This window comes from Agrobacterium sp. El2ro-1b (assembly GCF_048298475.1).
Taxonomy (GTDB): Bacteria; Pseudomonadota; Alphaproteobacteria; order Rhizobiales; family Rhizobiaceae; genus Agrobacterium; species Agrobacterium fabrum.
Genome location: NZ_CP103458.1, coordinates 1,159,976 through 1,172,648, shown reverse-complemented (window position 1 = coordinate 1,172,648; position 12,673 = coordinate 1,159,976). Strand labels below are relative to the sequence as shown.

Sequence of the window (12,673 nt, the reverse complement as noted above, 5' to 3'; positions counted from 1 at the left end):
GGCGCGTTTCCGCTTTCCCAGGCGCATAACCTGCCTTTCGTCGGTCGGCTTGCACGTTGGGGGAAACCAACAATGAATTATACGTTAGAAACCGCGATCGTGGCCCTCGGGGCCTTTCTCGCGTTGCTCGGGGCGGCTTTTGCCCATGACAGTCTGTTCGCCGCCCATATGTGGGTGCTGTTCTTTACACTTGTGGTCAGCACGGTGCTTCTGTTGCGCCGTGTCTCCTTCGCGCCCGTCGATCCGGCCGCGCGTGCTCGCCGCAACTCCGAATATTTCGATGAGGTGGTGAAATACGGCGTCATCGCCACTGTGTTCTGGGGTGTCGTCGGTTTTCTGGTTGGCGTCGTCGTGGCGCTTCAGCTCGCCTTTCCCGATCTCAACATCGCACCCTATTTCAATTTTGGCCGCATGCGGCCGCTGCACACCTCGGCAGTCATCTTTGCTTTCGGCGGAAATGCGCTGATCGCCACTTCCTTTTACGTGGTGCAAAGAACCTGTCGGGCGCGCCTTTTCGGCGGCAATCTCGGCTGGTTCGTGTTCTGGGGCTACAACCTCTTCATCGTCATGGCCGCCACCGGCTATCTGCTCGGCATCACGCAGGGCCGCGAATATGCGGAACCGGAATGGTATGTGGACATCTGGCTGACCATTGTCTGGGTCGCCTATCTGCTGGTGTTCCTCGGTACGATCCTCACGCGCAAGGAGCCGCATATCTATGTGGCCAACTGGTTCTACCTCAGCTTCATCGTGACGATCGCCATGCTGCACATCGTCAACAATCTCGCCATTCCGGTTTCGTTCCTCGGCGTGAAGAGCTACTCGGCTTTCTCGGGCGTGCAGGATGCGCTGACGCAATGGTGGTACGGCCATAACGCTGTGGGGTTCTTCCTGACCGCCGGCTTCCTCGGCATGATGTATTATTTCATTCCCAAGCAGGTGAACCGCCCGGTCTATTCATACCGCCTGTCGATCATCCACTTCTGGGCGCTGATCTTCATGTATATCTGGGCCGGCCCGCACCATCTGCACTATACGGCACTGCCGGACTGGGCGCAGACGCTGGGCATGGTTTTCTCCATCATGCTGTGGATGCCCTCCTGGGGCGGCATGATCAACGGTCTGATGACGCTTTCGGGCGCTTGGGACAAGATCCGCACCGACCCCATTGTGCGCATGATGGTGATGGCCGTTGCCTTCTACGGCATGGCGACCTTCGAAGGTCCGATGATGTCGATAAAGGCCGTCAACTCGCTTAGCCATTACACAGACTGGACCATTGGCCACGTTCATTCCGGCGCACTCGGCTGGAACGGCATGATCACCTTCGGCGCGATCTATTACCTGACGCCGAAACTGTGGGGCAGGGATCGTCTCTACAGCCTGCAACTGGTCAACTGGCACTTCTGGCTCGCCACGATCGGCATCGTCATCTACGCCGCCGTGATGTGGGTGGCCGGCATCCAGCAGGCCTTGATGTGGCGCGAATACGATACGCAGGGCTTCCTCGTCTATTCCTTCGCGGAATCGGTCGCGGCACTGTTCCCCTATTACGTGATGCGTGCACTGGGCGGCCTGATGTTCCTCAGCGGCGCGCTGATCATGGCCTACAACGTCACCATGACCATCCTCGGTCATCAACGCGAGGAGGGCGCCAGCAAAGGCGCGGCTCCTTCGCTACAGCCTGCTGAATAAGGAGGGGGCCGATGTCCATACTCGACAAACACGGCGTCATCGAACGTAACGCGACCCTGCTTCTGGTCGGCTCGCTGCTTGTGGTCTCCATCGGCGGTATCGTCGAAATCGCACCGCTCTTTTATCTCGAAAACACCATCGAGAAGGTGGAGGGCATGCGACCTTACACGCCGCTGGAACTGGCCGGTCGCAACATCTACATCCGCGAGGGATGTTATGTCTGCCACAGCCAGATGATCCGGCCGTTCCGTGACGAGGTGGAGCGTTACGGGCATTACAGCCTGGCGGCGGAATCCATGTACGACCATCCGTTCCAGTGGGGCTCCAAGCGCACGGGGCCTGACCTCGCGCGTGTCGGTGACCGCTATTCGAACGAATGGCATGTGCAGCACCTGGCCAATCCGCGCTCTGTGGTGCCGGAATCGATCATGCCGTCCTATGCGTTCCTCAAGACCACGCCGCTGAAGATCACGGATGTGTCCATGGAGCTGAAGGCCAACCGCGCCGTCGGTGTGCCCTATAGTGACGAGATGATCGAGAAATCGGCGGCCGATCTGCACGCGCAAGCCGATCCCAACGCTGATACGAGCGAGCTACTTGCTCGTTACCCGAAGGCGAAGGTCGGCGATTTCGACGGCGATCCGGCCAAGCTGACCGAAATGGATGCGCTGGTTGCCTATCTGCAGATGCTCGGCACGCTGGTCGATTTCTCGACCTACGACGATGCCGCCGGATACCGGTGAGGAGGCGACACGATGGAAACCTACACGGCCATGCGCCACTTCGCCGACAGCTGGGGCCTGCTTGTCATGACCCTGTTCTTTGCCGGCGTCGTCGTTTTCACCCTTCGCCCCGGCTCCAAGAAAGCCGCGGACGATGCCGCCAGCATTCCGCTCAGGGAGGACTAGAATATGTCCGAAAAACACATTGATGACATCAGCGGCGTCGAAACCACCGGCCATGAATGGGACGGTATTCGCGAGCTGAACAATCCCATGCCGCGCTGGTGGGTCTGGACCTTCTATTTCACGATCCTCTGGGCCATTGGCTACACCATCGCCTATCCGGCCTATCCGCTGATATCAGGCGCAACGAAAGGGTTGCTCGGCTGGAGCAGCCGTGGCGAAATCGCCGCGGAGATTGCGGATGCGAAACAGTCACAGAGCGTTTATGTCGACAAGATCGCCAATTCGTCGCTTGCTGAAATTCAGGCGGATCCAACCCTGATGCAATTTGCCCTTTCGGGCGGCGCTGCCGCTTTCAAGGTCAATTGCATTCAGTGTCACGGTTCGGGCGCGGAAGGCGGACAGGGTTATCCCAACCTCAATGACGACGACTGGATGTGGGGCGGCAGCGTCGACGATATCTACACGACGGTGAAGCACGGCATCCGTTTTGCAGATGATGCGGATACACGCGCTTCGGAAATGCCTGCTTTCGGTGACATTCTGAAATCGGACGAAATTCGCGAGGTCGCCGCCTATGTCGTCAGCCTCACCGGCACCCCTTCCAACCCGGCGCTGGTGGAGCCCGGCAAGCAGCTCTTTGCCGACAATTGCGCCTCGTGCCACGGGGAAGATGCCAAGGGCAATCGCGAATTCGGCGCGCCCAATCTGGCCGACACGATCTGGCTGAAGGCGCATGGGGAAGAGGGTATCGTTGCGCAGATCCGTTCGCCGAAGCACGGGGTCATGCCCGCCTGGGGTGAACGTCTTGGCGATACGACCGTCAAACAGCTGGCGATCTTCGTGCATTCGCTTGGTGGGGGCGAATGAGGCAAGTAGAATGTAAAGAAGGGGCGCCGGGGAGGCGCCCTTTTTTTGTTCAGATCAGGCGTTTTCCGCCCGTCCATCAGGATATTCGGCTGGCCCCTTCAACTCGATCTTGTTGCCGAAGGGATCACGGAAATAAAACGAATGTCCCATTCCTCTCGCGCCGCCGTGAAAGGCTTCCTGTTCTATCGTGACGTTAAATTTCGCCAGATGGGCGCGAAGCGCATCATGGTTCAGAGGGCCGGTCGCTATGCAGATGTGATCGACATTACGTCCTCCGGCGACGGGCGGAGCAGCCTTCGTGCCACCGGGGTGCGTGACATCCCACAGCACGATCAAGACATTTCCGCACCAGACTTGCTCCATCCCGAGAGCAGGGTAAGAGTAACCATCCCTACACCCCAGCACGTTCCGGTAAAAATCGAGCGCCCGCGTCATGTCGTCGACGATAAAGACGATATGATCGATACCGACCAAAGAAAAAGGCGGCGTTGTCAAAGTCATGGCGGGCTCCTGCCGATCAGTTTTTCGACCACACGGCCAGCTCGTATCCATCCGGATCGATGAAATGGAAACGCCGGCCACCGGGAAAGGCGAAGATTGCGACGCTGATCTGGCCGCCAGCGGCTTCGATGCGCCGTTGCACATCCTCGATATCGGCGGCGTAGAGAATAACGAGCGGTCCGCCCTTGGCCGAAACCGGCGCGGTGGTGGTAAAGCCGCCCGTCAGCCGCCCATCGGAAAATTCGCAATATTGCGGACCGTAATCCTTGAAGGACCAGCCGAACGCCCCGCCGTAAAATTCCTTGCTGCGCTCGATATCGGAGACGTTGAATTCGACATAGTCGATGCGCCGTTCGTTGGTATTTTCTGTCATCATTTACTCCATCAATCCGCTTCGAGCAGCGATTTCAGCGTTTCGAGATCGACGGTGATCGCCTTGGCGTCCTGCTCGAAATCCTCATCCGTCATCCCTTCGAGTCGGAGCAGCGTGAAGCTGACCTCCGTGCCGCTGCCATTCGGGGTGACCCTTAGCGCGTTATAGACCTTCAGTCCGTCAGGCAATGTGACGACATGGTCTATGACGCCAAATTCATTGTGGGGTGCGAAATTCACGCGCACCTTACCGAGCGGCCCGCCTTTCGCGATCCAGTCTTCGCCATCGGCTTCGAGGCCGCCTGCAAGGCCTGCGGCCCAGCGGGGCATGTTTTCTGGATTGGCGGCGAAGTCATAAACCTCAGCCCACGGTTTTTCGACAGACAGATGAATGATTCTCGACTGCATGACAGGCATTTCATCCTCCCCTGGCGGCGCTTTCCCCGGGCTGCGCCACTTTGTCGTCACTTGATGTAAGTCAAGGATGTTTCACCGCGGAGATGGGAGAAAGCAAGGAGATAAAAATGGACTCCTATCATGAACATCTATCGCGCCGGACAGGATCGCCCGCAACAGCCCGTTGAAAGGCTGGAGGCGGAAGCCGTCAATTCCGCAAAAACGCGCAAACCGCTCTATGAAGCGCGCAAGAAGATTTTTCCCAAGCGCGCCGAAGGCCGGTTCCGGCGGTTCAAATGGCTGGTGATGCTGATCACGCTCGGCATTTATTATCTGACGCCGTTCCTGCGCTGGGACCGCGGGCCCTATGCGCCCGATCAGGCGGTGTTGATCGATATCGCCAACCGGCGCTTTTATTTCTTCTTCATTGAAATCTGGCCGCAGGAGTTCTTTTTTGTTGCCGGCCTTTTGGTCATGGCGGGGCTGGGGCTGTTTCTCGTGACCTCCGCCATCGGGCGCGCATGGTGCGGGTATACCTGTCCGCAGACCGTCTGGGTCGACCTGTTTCTGGTCGTTGAACGGGCAATCGAGGGCGACAGGAACGCCCGCATGAAGCTGGATGCGGCGCCCTTCACATTCGGCAAATTGCGCAAGCGGGTGCTGAAACATGCGATCTGGCTGGTGATCGGCGTTTTGACCGGCGGTGCCTGGATTTTCTATTTCGCCGATGCGCCGACGCTGGCAAGGGAATTTGTCACGGGTCAGGCGCCGATGATCGCCTATTCGACCGTCGCCATCCTGACCGCCACCACCTATGTTTTCGGGGGGCTGATGCGGGAACAGGTTTGCACCTACATGTGTCCCTGGCCGCGCATACAGGCGGCGATGCTGGATGAGAACTCGCTTGTCGTCACCTATAATGACTGGCGCGGCGAACCGCGCTCGCGTCACGCTAAGAAGGCTGCGGCCGCAGGGGAGAGCATCGGCGATTGCGTTGATTGCAATGCCTGCGTCGTGGTCTGTCCCATGGGTATCGACATCAGGGACGGGCAGCAGCTGGAATGCATTACCTGCGCGCTCTGCATCGATGCCTGTGACGGGGTGATGGACAAGATCGGCAAACCGCGCGGGCTGATCGCTTATGCGACGCTGTCGGAATATCAGTCCAACATGGCGCTGGCGACCGGCAACGGCGAATACGCCATCCGCCCCGCCAATGTGCGCGAGGAGGACGGCAATTTCAGCAAGCGCGTCCGCCACTTCAACTGGCGCATCATCTTCCGCCCGCGCACGCTGCTTTACACGATGATCTGGGCCGCCGTCGGCATCGGTCTTCTGGTTGCTCTGGTGACGCGTGAGCGGCTGGCGCTCAATGTCCTGCACGACCGTAATCCGCAATATGTGCTGGAATCGAATGGTTCGATCCGCAACGGCTACACCGTCCGCATCCTCAACATGGTGCCGCAGCCGCGCATAATGAGCCTGACGATCGAGGGCCTTCCGAATGCGGTGATGAAGATAAACGGCATGCCGGACACGGCTGCGCGCGCCTTCGAGGTGACGGTGGAGCCAGACGAGGCGACGACGCTGAAGGTCTTCGTCACCCTGCCGGGCCAGGATGTCGCGCGGACGGCGGAAAATTTCGAATTCATCGTCAGCGATACGGCCGGCCACGAAACGGCCCGCTACGATGCGGTCTTCAATGCTCCGGGAGTGAAAAAATGACAGTGAACAATCAACGCGCTTCCGGGTTTGTTTTCACCGGCTGGCACATGCTCGGCGTGATGGTGCTGTTCTTCGGCACCGTCATCACCGTCAACATGATCATGGCCTGGAACGCGGTCCACAGCTGGAGCGGGCTTGTCGTGCCCAACACCTATGTGGCCAGCCAGCAGTTCAACGCCAAGACGGAAGCCGCCAAGGCAAGGGCCGCGACCGGCATCAAGGGCAGGCTGGTGGTGGATGAAAAGACCGTGCGCTACGAGGTCTTCCATGCCGAAACCGGCCCCGTCGACACGGATACGGTGACGGCGCATTTCCGCCGACCTGTCGGTGAGAGCCAGAATTTCGACATGGAGCTCACCCCGGTTTCGACGGGTGTCTTCACCGCTGCGCATGACATGTTGCCCGGTCAGTGGATCGTCGAGGTCACCGCCGTCAAGGAAGGCAGGATCATCGTGCATGAGGGCACGCGGATCGCCGTCATCAGGGGGCGAAAATGAGCTGCTGCGCACCGGGAACGGAAGGTTCGCTGCAGCTCGGCGAACCGCTCAATCCGCCATCGTCGGAGGAGCTGATGCTGGCGAGCCGCGATCTGGGGCAGGGGTTGCGCCAGACCGATCTCAGCGTGCCCGGTGTTTATTGCGGCGCCTGCATCACCACCATCGAGACCGCGCTCGGCCGTCTCGGTCAAGTGGAGCGGGCGCGGGTGAACCTGTCCTCGAAACGTGCGGTGGTTGTCTGGAAAGAAGAGGTCAATGGCGTCAGGACCGATCCCGCCGACATTGCCCGCGCCATCCTTGCGACGGGATATCGCACGCATCTTTTCGCCAGCGGGCAGGATGCTTCAGACGCCTTGCGCTCGCAGCTGATCAGGGCGGTGGCGCTGTGCGGCTTTGCTTCCGCCAATATCATGCTTTTGTCGGTCTCCGTCTGGTCGGGGGCGGATGCCGCGACGCGTGACATGTTCCACTGGATATCGGCGATGATCGCCGCGCCGGCGCTGATCTATGGCGGGCGTTTCTTTTACCAGTCAGCCTGGAACGCGCTGAAACACGGCCGTACCAACATGGATGTGCCGATTGCGCTCGCCATCACGCTCTCCTATGCCGTTTCGTTGTGGGAGACGATCCATCACGGCGAACATGCGTGGTTCGATGCGACCGTGTCGCTGCTGTTCTTCCTCCTGATCGGCCGCACGCTGGACCATATCATGCGCGACAAGGCGCGCTCGGCCATTGCCGGGCTTGCCCGGCTTTCGCCACGAGGGGCAACGGTAATCGATACGGACGGGGTGCGGGACTACCGGTCGCTTGCGGATATCGCACCCGGAATGTCGATTGCGATTGCGGCGGGTGACCGGGTGGCGGTGGATGCCGTGGTGGTCTCCGGCAGCAGCGATCTCGACATGTCCATCGTCAATGGTGAAAGCGCGCCGCGCCGCGTCGTGGCCGGCGACAGCCTGCAGGCCGGCACGCTCAATCTCACCGGTTCACTTGTCGCCCGGGTGACCGCGTCCGCAAAGGATTCCTTCCTGTCGGAAGTGATCGGGTTGATGGAGGCGGCCGAAGGCGGGCGCGCGCGTTACCGGCGTATCGCCGACCGTGCCGCGAGCTATTATTCGCCCGTGGTGCATCTTCTGGCGCTGGTGACGTTTCTCGGCTGGGGCATTTTCGGCGGTGACTGGAAACAGGCGATGCTGATCGCCATTGCGGTTCTCATCATCACCTGCCCCTGCGCGCTCGGCCTTGCCGTTCCCGTCGTGCAGGTGGTTGCCGCAGGAAGGCTCTTCCGGCACGGCATCATGGTCAAGGAAGGTTCCGCCATGGAGCGCCTGGCCGAAATTGACACCGTGCTGTTCGACAAGACCGGGACCCTGACAGTCGGAAAGCCGAGGCTGGTCGAGACCGGAGATGTGAAGCCGGCCATCATGGCGATTGCCGCCGGCCTTGCGGCCCATTCGCGCCATCCGTTGTCGAAGGCTCTGCATGCCGCCTATAGCGGTGCCTTGCCGGCCTATGAGACGGTGCGGGAAATTCCGGGGTCGGGTGTCGAGGCCGAGACGGAAGCTGGCACTTACCGGCTCGGTAATCGCCGTTTCGCCTGCCCGGATGAGACACTGATCGACAATGGCGATGCGCGGTCGGAAGTGGTGCTGTCACTCGACGGCCGGCATCTGGCGAGCTTCGGCTTCGAGGACAATCCGCGCGCGGGTGCTATTGCTGCATTGCGCAGCTTGTCTGTGCGGGGCCTTGCGCAGGAAATCGTCTCGGGTGACCGGGCCGCCGCCGTCAGTGCGATGGCGCAGCGGCTGGGGATCGGCAACTGGCGCGCGGACCTGTCGCCGAAGGACAAGGCGGCGCGCTGTGCCGCGCTTGCCGGCGAGGGGCACAGGGCGCTGATGGTCGGGGATGGTATCAACGACGCGCCGGCGCTTGCCGCCGCCCACGTATCGATGGCGCCCGCCACCGCCGCCGATATTGGCCGGCAGGCCGCCGATTTCGTGTTCATGCAGGAGGACCTCGATGCCGTACCTTTCGCGATCGAGACATCGCAGCGCGCCGGTAGCCTCATCCGGCAGAACTTTGCGCTTGCTATCGGCTACAATATCATCGCCGTACCGATTGCGATTGCCGGTTTTGCGACGCCGATGATTGCGGCCATTGCCATGTCGACATCTTCGCTGATCGTCGTTGCCAATGCGCTGCGCCTTGCCGGTGCTGCTGACACCATTCTCCCTCGGAATGAAGCGAAGTCGGGATTTACGGGCGAGGGGGCGCAACTGGCATGAACATGCTGATCTATCTCATTCCCGTCGCGCTGTTTCTGGGCGCGCTCGGGCTTTTTGCTTTCCTCTGGTCGGTGCGCTCAGGTCAATATGAGGATATGGACGGGGCGGCCTGGCGGGCGATAGACGACGGCGATGACCGGCCCCGGCCACCATCTTGACGGCAGGCGCGGTTGCTGCCTCGACCTGCCGCAAATATGCAAAGCTGACTTGCGTCATCAAAATTTAATCGTTTCAGTCGCCCCTAGCCTTGCCGTTTGCCTATTACAGTGCCACAACACGACCACCTAAAAGCAAGATGGAGGCACATCCGTGGAACAGGCAGAAATCGGTTTGATCGGTCTCGGCGTCATGGGCTCGAACCTGGCGTTGAACATCGCGGAAAAGGGCAACAAGATTGCCGTATTCAACCGAACCCCGGAAGTTACACGAAAATTCTACGCTGATGCGGGCGAACTGCAGAGCCAGATTATTCCCTGCGAAACCATCGAGGAATTCGTCGCCGCCATTCGTCCTCCGCGCCCGATTATCATCATGATCAAGGCCGGCGATCCGGTCGACCAGCAGATGGAAATCCTGAAACCGCATCTGGCTAACGGCGACATCATGATCGATGCCGGCAATGCCAATTTCCGCGATACGATCCGCCGTTTCGATAACCTCAAGGACAGCGGCCTGACCTTTATCGGCATGGGCGTCTCCGGCGGTGAAGAAGGTGCGCGCCATGGACCGTCGATCATGGTCGGCGGCACCGAGGATAGCTGGAAGCGCGTCGAAAAGGTTCTGACCTCCATTTCCGCCAAGTATAATGACGATCCGTGCGTGGCATGGCTCGGCAATGACGGTGCTGGTCATTTCGTCAAGACCATCCATAACGGCATCGAATATGCCGACATGCAGATGATTGCCGAAATCTACGGCATCCTGCGTGATGGCCTTGGCATGAGCGCCGTCGAGATCGCCGATGTGTTCGCCGAATGGAACAAGGGCCGCCTGAATTCCTACCTGATCGAAATCACCGAGAAGGTTCTGCGCGCGGCCGATCCGATCACCGGCAAGCCGATGGTCGATCTGATCCTAGACAAGGCTGGCCAGAAGGGCACCGGCAAATGGTCGGTCATCGAAGCCCAGAACATGGGCGTCGCCGCAACCGCCATCGAGGCGGCCGTGGCTGCCCGTATCCTGTCGTCGCAGAAGGATGAGCGTGAAGCTGCCGAGAAGATCTTCGGTCTGCCGACCCTCGCAGCGGCACCCGCCGACAAAAAGGCGTTTATCGCCGATCTCGAAAGCGCGCTTCTGGCCGCCAAGGTCGGTGCTTACGCGCAGGGCTTCGCCATCATGTCGGCGGCTTCCAAGGAGTTCAACTGGAACCTGCCGATGCCGACGATCGCCCGCATCTGGCGCGCCGGCTGCATCATCCGCTCGGAATTCCTCGATGAGATCACCTCGGCCTTCACCAAGGATCCGCATGTGGCCAACCTCATCGTGACGCCGGCCTTCTCCGCCATCGTCAAGGACACCGACGCGCCGCTGCGCCGTGTGGTGTCTTATGCCGTGCTCTCCGGTCTGCCGGTTTCGGCGCTTGCTTCGGCGCTCGGTTATTTCGACGCCTATCGCCGTGGCCGCGGCAGCGCCAACCTCATTCAGGCACAGCGCGATTTCTTCGGTGCACATGGTTTTGAACGCACCGATGGTGTGGACAAGCCGCACGGCCCATGGGGCAGCGGCGCCGACATTTTCTGATCGGCTGAAACGACAAATAAAAGGCCCGCGCAAGCGGGCCTTTTTCATTTCGGTTTATGGTTCAACTCAGCGGGCGGCGGCGAGGCCGACGATCAGGCCGCTGACGGCGTTGATGAGCAGGAACTGGTTGTCGACGCGGACCCAGCGCTGGTCGCGGCGCGGTTCTGCGAGGTGGTAACGGCGGTAGTCACGGCGGTCCACCATGTTGCGGCGCTCGCGGGCCGAAAGGCGTTGGCCGCGATCCCAGCGGTGCTTCTTGACGATGACCTTCTTGGTGGTGACCTGACGTTCGACGGTGACGCCGCGATGGCGGTCGTCGTGACGGCTTTGTGCCTGCGCCATCGGTGCTGCAAGAACGGTGGCTGCCAGAAGAATGGTGACGAACTTTTTCATGGAAGTTTCCTCTCGTGTTTCGATGAGGAGAACTTACGAATAAACGAATGAACGGAAACTGAATTTAAAATTACATTTATGTAATGGTTGTTAATGGTTAGGTTCGGATGTTAATCTTTCAGTTGCAGACATAAGTCCCGCTCTTGGAGTTTTAGACCGCCCGGCGGAGACCGGACGGTCTGTTTAATACGTCAGACGCGTTCGGCGGATTTTGCCCAGAGGTTGATATCCGCATCCTTGGCGTAACGGTCGATTTCGGCCAGTTCCTCGGTAGAGAACTCGGCATTATCGAGTGCTTTCACGCAGTCCTCGACCTGTTCGACACGGCTTGCGCCAATCAATGCTGAGGTAATGCGGCCGCCGCGCAGAACCCAGGCAATTGCCATCTGCGCCAGCGTCTGGCCACGCCGCTCGGCAATGCTGTTCAGCGCGCGGATGTTTTCGACATTGCGCTCGTTGAGGAAGGCCGGGTTGAGCGACTTGCTCTGCGAGGCACGGCTGCCATCCGGCACGCCGCCGAGATATTTGGTCGTCAGCATGCCCTGCGCCAGCGGCGAAAAGACGATGGAGCCGATACCCAGTTCTTCCAGCGTATCGACAAGACCGTCTTCCTCGATCCAGCGGTTGATCATCGAATAGCTCGGCTGGTGGATGATGCAGGGCGTGCCGAGATCCTTCAAGATAGCGGCGGCCTCGCGGGTGCGCTTCGAGTTGTAGGAGGAGATGCCGACATAGAGCGCCTTGCCGGAGCGCACGATCTGGTCCAGCGTGCCGCAGGTTTCCTCAAGTGGTGTATTGGGATCGAAACGGTGGGAATAGAAGATATCGACGTAATCCAGCCCCATGCGCTTCAGGCTCTGGTCGCAGGAAGCGATCAGATATTTGCGGCTGCCCCACTCGCCATAAGGGCCGGGCCACATGTTGTAACCGGCCTTAGAGGAGATGATCATTTCGTCACGGTAGCCTCTGAAATCCGTCTTGAGGATTTCACCGAAGGCGGTTTCGGCGCTGCCGGGAGGCGGGCCGTAATTGTTGGCGAGATCGAAATGGGTAATGCCGAGATCGAAGGCACGGCGGCAGATGGCCTGTTTCGTCTGGTGCGGCGTGTCGTTGCCGAAATTGTGCCAGAGGCCGAGCGAAATCGCCGGCAGTTTCAGGCCGGTCTTGCCGCAATGATTGTATTTCATGGATACGTATCGGTTTTCGGCCGGTTGCCAAACCATGGGTCTTCCTCCACTTGCTGATGACTGGCTGCCGGAGAACCCGGCAACCCTTTGAACTGTTGAAGACA

Annotated in this window: 14 protein-coding genes; 9 read left to right on the top strand and 5 right to left on the bottom strand. The window is 59.9% G+C overall.

Annotated elements, in window-relative coordinates; genetic code table 11:
* The first annotated feature begins 72 nt into the window (after nt 1-72).
* Genes ccoN through ccoP form a run of 4 tightly spaced genes read left to right on the top strand, consistent with a single transcriptional unit; the run spans nt 73 to nt 3,470 of the window.
* Complete coding sequence (ccoN, locus tag NYR50_RS05825; RefSeq protein ID WP_418137060.1) at nt 73-1,695, top strand: cytochrome-c oxidase, cbb3-type subunit I; 1,623 nt, start codon at nt 73-75, stop codon at nt 1,693-1,695.
* 11 nt (nt 1,696-1,706) lie between these two features.
* A complete protein-coding gene (gene ccoO, locus NYR50_RS05820) occupies nt 1,707-2,438 on the top strand; it encodes a cytochrome-c oxidase, cbb3-type subunit II (protein ID WP_080825074.1) in 732 nt (243 codons plus the stop codon).
* 12 nt (nt 2,439-2,450) lie between these two features.
* The gene (locus NYR50_RS05815) at nt 2,451-2,603 is read left to right on the top strand and encodes a cbb3-type cytochrome c oxidase subunit 3 (protein ID WP_174008442.1); all 153 of its coding nucleotides are present in this window, start codon (nt 2,451-2,453) and stop codon (nt 2,601-2,603) included.
* Nucleotides 2,604-2,606: 3 nt separating this feature from the next.
* Complete coding sequence (ccoP, locus tag NYR50_RS05810) at nt 2,607-3,470, top strand: cytochrome-c oxidase, cbb3-type subunit III (RefSeq protein ID WP_418137059.1); 864 nt, start codon at nt 2,607-2,609, stop codon at nt 3,468-3,470.
* Between the two features lie 54 nt (nt 3,471-3,524).
* Here ccoP and NYR50_RS05805 read toward each other — a convergent pair whose 3' ends face one another.
* Genes NYR50_RS05805 through NYR50_RS05795 form a run of 3 tightly spaced genes read right to left on the bottom strand, consistent with a single transcriptional unit; the run spans nt 3,525 to nt 4,760 of the window.
* On the bottom strand, nt 3,525-3,971 hold the full coding sequence (locus NYR50_RS05805) for a VOC family protein (protein ID WP_418137058.1): 447 nt from the start codon (nt 3,969-3,971) through the stop codon (nt 3,525-3,527).
* A 16-nt stretch (nt 3,972-3,987) separates the two neighbouring features.
* Nucleotides 3,988-4,344 carry a VOC family protein gene (locus NYR50_RS05800; RefSeq protein ID WP_418137057.1) on the bottom strand — a complete coding sequence of 119 codons (357 nt, stop codon included), beginning with the start codon at nt 4,342-4,344 and terminating at the stop codon, nt 3,988-3,990.
* Nucleotides 4,345-4,355: 11 nt separating this feature from the next.
* Entirely contained in the window at nt 4,356-4,760 is a 405-nt protein-coding gene (locus NYR50_RS05795) for an SRPBCC family protein (RefSeq protein WP_418137056.1), read from the bottom strand.
* Between the two features lie 120 nt (nt 4,761-4,880).
* Here NYR50_RS05795 and ccoG point away from each other — a divergent pair, with 120 nt between their 5' ends.
* The 5 genes from ccoG to gndA all read left to right on the top strand — a co-directional run bounded on the left by ccoG (nt 4,881) and on the right by gndA (nt 10,989).
* Nucleotides 4,881-6,464: a cytochrome c oxidase accessory protein CcoG gene (gene ccoG / locus NYR50_RS05790; protein WP_418137055.1), complete on the top strand. Its 1,584-nt coding sequence runs from the start codon at nt 4,881-4,883 to the stop codon at nt 6,462-6,464.
* On the top strand, nt 6,461-6,961 hold the full coding sequence (locus NYR50_RS05785; RefSeq protein ID WP_418137054.1) for a FixH family protein: 501 nt from the start codon (nt 6,461-6,463) through the stop codon (nt 6,959-6,961). The genes ccoG and NYR50_RS05785 overlap by 4 nt, the downstream gene beginning before the upstream one ends.
* Entirely contained in the window at nt 6,958-9,249 is a 2,292-nt protein-coding gene (locus NYR50_RS05780) for a cation-translocating P-type ATPase (RefSeq protein ID WP_418137053.1), read from the top strand. The genes NYR50_RS05785 and NYR50_RS05780 overlap by 4 nt, the downstream gene beginning before the upstream one ends.
* Nucleotides 9,246-9,407 carry a cbb3-type cytochrome oxidase assembly protein CcoS gene (ccoS, locus tag NYR50_RS05775; RefSeq protein WP_174008434.1) on the top strand — a complete coding sequence of 54 codons (162 nt, stop codon included), beginning with the start codon at nt 9,246-9,248 and terminating at the stop codon, nt 9,405-9,407. Before NYR50_RS05780 ends, ccoS begins: the two co-directional genes overlap by 4 nt.
* A 151-nt stretch (nt 9,408-9,558) precedes the next feature.
* The gene (gene gndA, locus NYR50_RS05770; RefSeq protein ID WP_110760435.1) at nt 9,559-10,989 is read left to right on the top strand and encodes an NADP-dependent phosphogluconate dehydrogenase; all 1,431 of its coding nucleotides are present in this window, start codon (nt 9,559-9,561) and stop codon (nt 10,987-10,989) included.
* Nucleotides 10,990-11,055: 66 nt separating this feature from the next.
* On the opposite strand, the gene NYR50_RS05765 is transcribed toward gndA, so the two are convergent.
* Entirely contained in the window at nt 11,056-11,382 is a 327-nt protein-coding gene (locus NYR50_RS05765; RefSeq protein WP_003525025.1) for an RcnB family protein, read from the bottom strand.
* A gap of 191 nt (nt 11,383-11,573) precedes the next feature.
* Nucleotides 11,574-12,605: an L-glyceraldehyde 3-phosphate reductase gene (gene mgrA, locus NYR50_RS05760; protein ID WP_418137052.1), complete on the bottom strand. Its 1,032-nt coding sequence runs from the start codon at nt 12,603-12,605 to the stop codon at nt 11,574-11,576.
* Between the last annotated feature and the right edge of the window lie 68 nt (nt 12,606-12,673).

What these genes read in the sequence shown, in the direction of transcription:
- NYR50_RS05800 (WP_418137057.1), bottom strand. Translation starts at nt 4,344, where the DNA reads ATGACAGAAAATACCAACGAACGGCGCATCGACTATGTCGAATTCAAC.
- mgrA (WP_418137052.1), bottom strand. Translation starts at nt 12,605, where the DNA reads ATGGTTTGGCAACCGGCCGAAAACCGATACGTATCCATGAAATACAAT.
- ccoG (WP_418137055.1), top strand. Translation starts at nt 4,881, where the DNA reads ATGAACATCTATCGCGCCGGACAGGATCGCCCGCAACAGCCCGTTGAA.
- NYR50_RS05815 (WP_174008442.1), top strand. Translation starts at nt 2,451, where the DNA reads ATGGAAACCTACACGGCCATGCGCCACTTCGCCGACAGCTGGGGCCTG.
- ccoN (WP_418137060.1), top strand. Translation starts at nt 73, where the DNA reads ATGAATTATACGTTAGAAACCGCGATCGTGGCCCTCGGGGCCTTTCTC.
- ccoS (WP_174008434.1), top strand. Translation starts at nt 9,246, where the DNA reads ATGAACATGCTGATCTATCTCATTCCCGTCGCGCTGTTTCTGGGCGCG.
- NYR50_RS05765 (WP_003525025.1), bottom strand. Translation starts at nt 11,382, where the DNA reads ATGAAAAAGTTCGTCACCATTCTTCTGGCAGCCACCGTTCTTGCAGCA.
- ccoP (WP_418137059.1), top strand. Translation starts at nt 2,607, where the DNA reads ATGTCCGAAAAACACATTGATGACATCAGCGGCGTCGAAACCACCGGC.
- NYR50_RS05785 (WP_418137054.1), top strand. Translation starts at nt 6,461, where the DNA reads ATGACAGTGAACAATCAACGCGCTTCCGGGTTTGTTTTCACCGGCTGG.
- ccoO (WP_080825074.1), top strand. Translation starts at nt 1,707, where the DNA reads ATGTCCATACTCGACAAACACGGCGTCATCGAACGTAACGCGACCCTG.
- NYR50_RS05795 (WP_418137056.1), bottom strand. Translation starts at nt 4,760, where the DNA reads ATGCCTGTCATGCAGTCGAGAATCATTCATCTGTCTGTCGAAAAACCG.
- NYR50_RS05805 (WP_418137058.1), bottom strand. Translation starts at nt 3,971, where the DNA reads ATGACTTTGACAACGCCGCCTTTTTCTTTGGTCGGTATCGATCATATC.
- NYR50_RS05780 (WP_418137053.1), top strand. Translation starts at nt 6,958, where the DNA reads ATGAGCTGCTGCGCACCGGGAACGGAAGGTTCGCTGCAGCTCGGCGAA.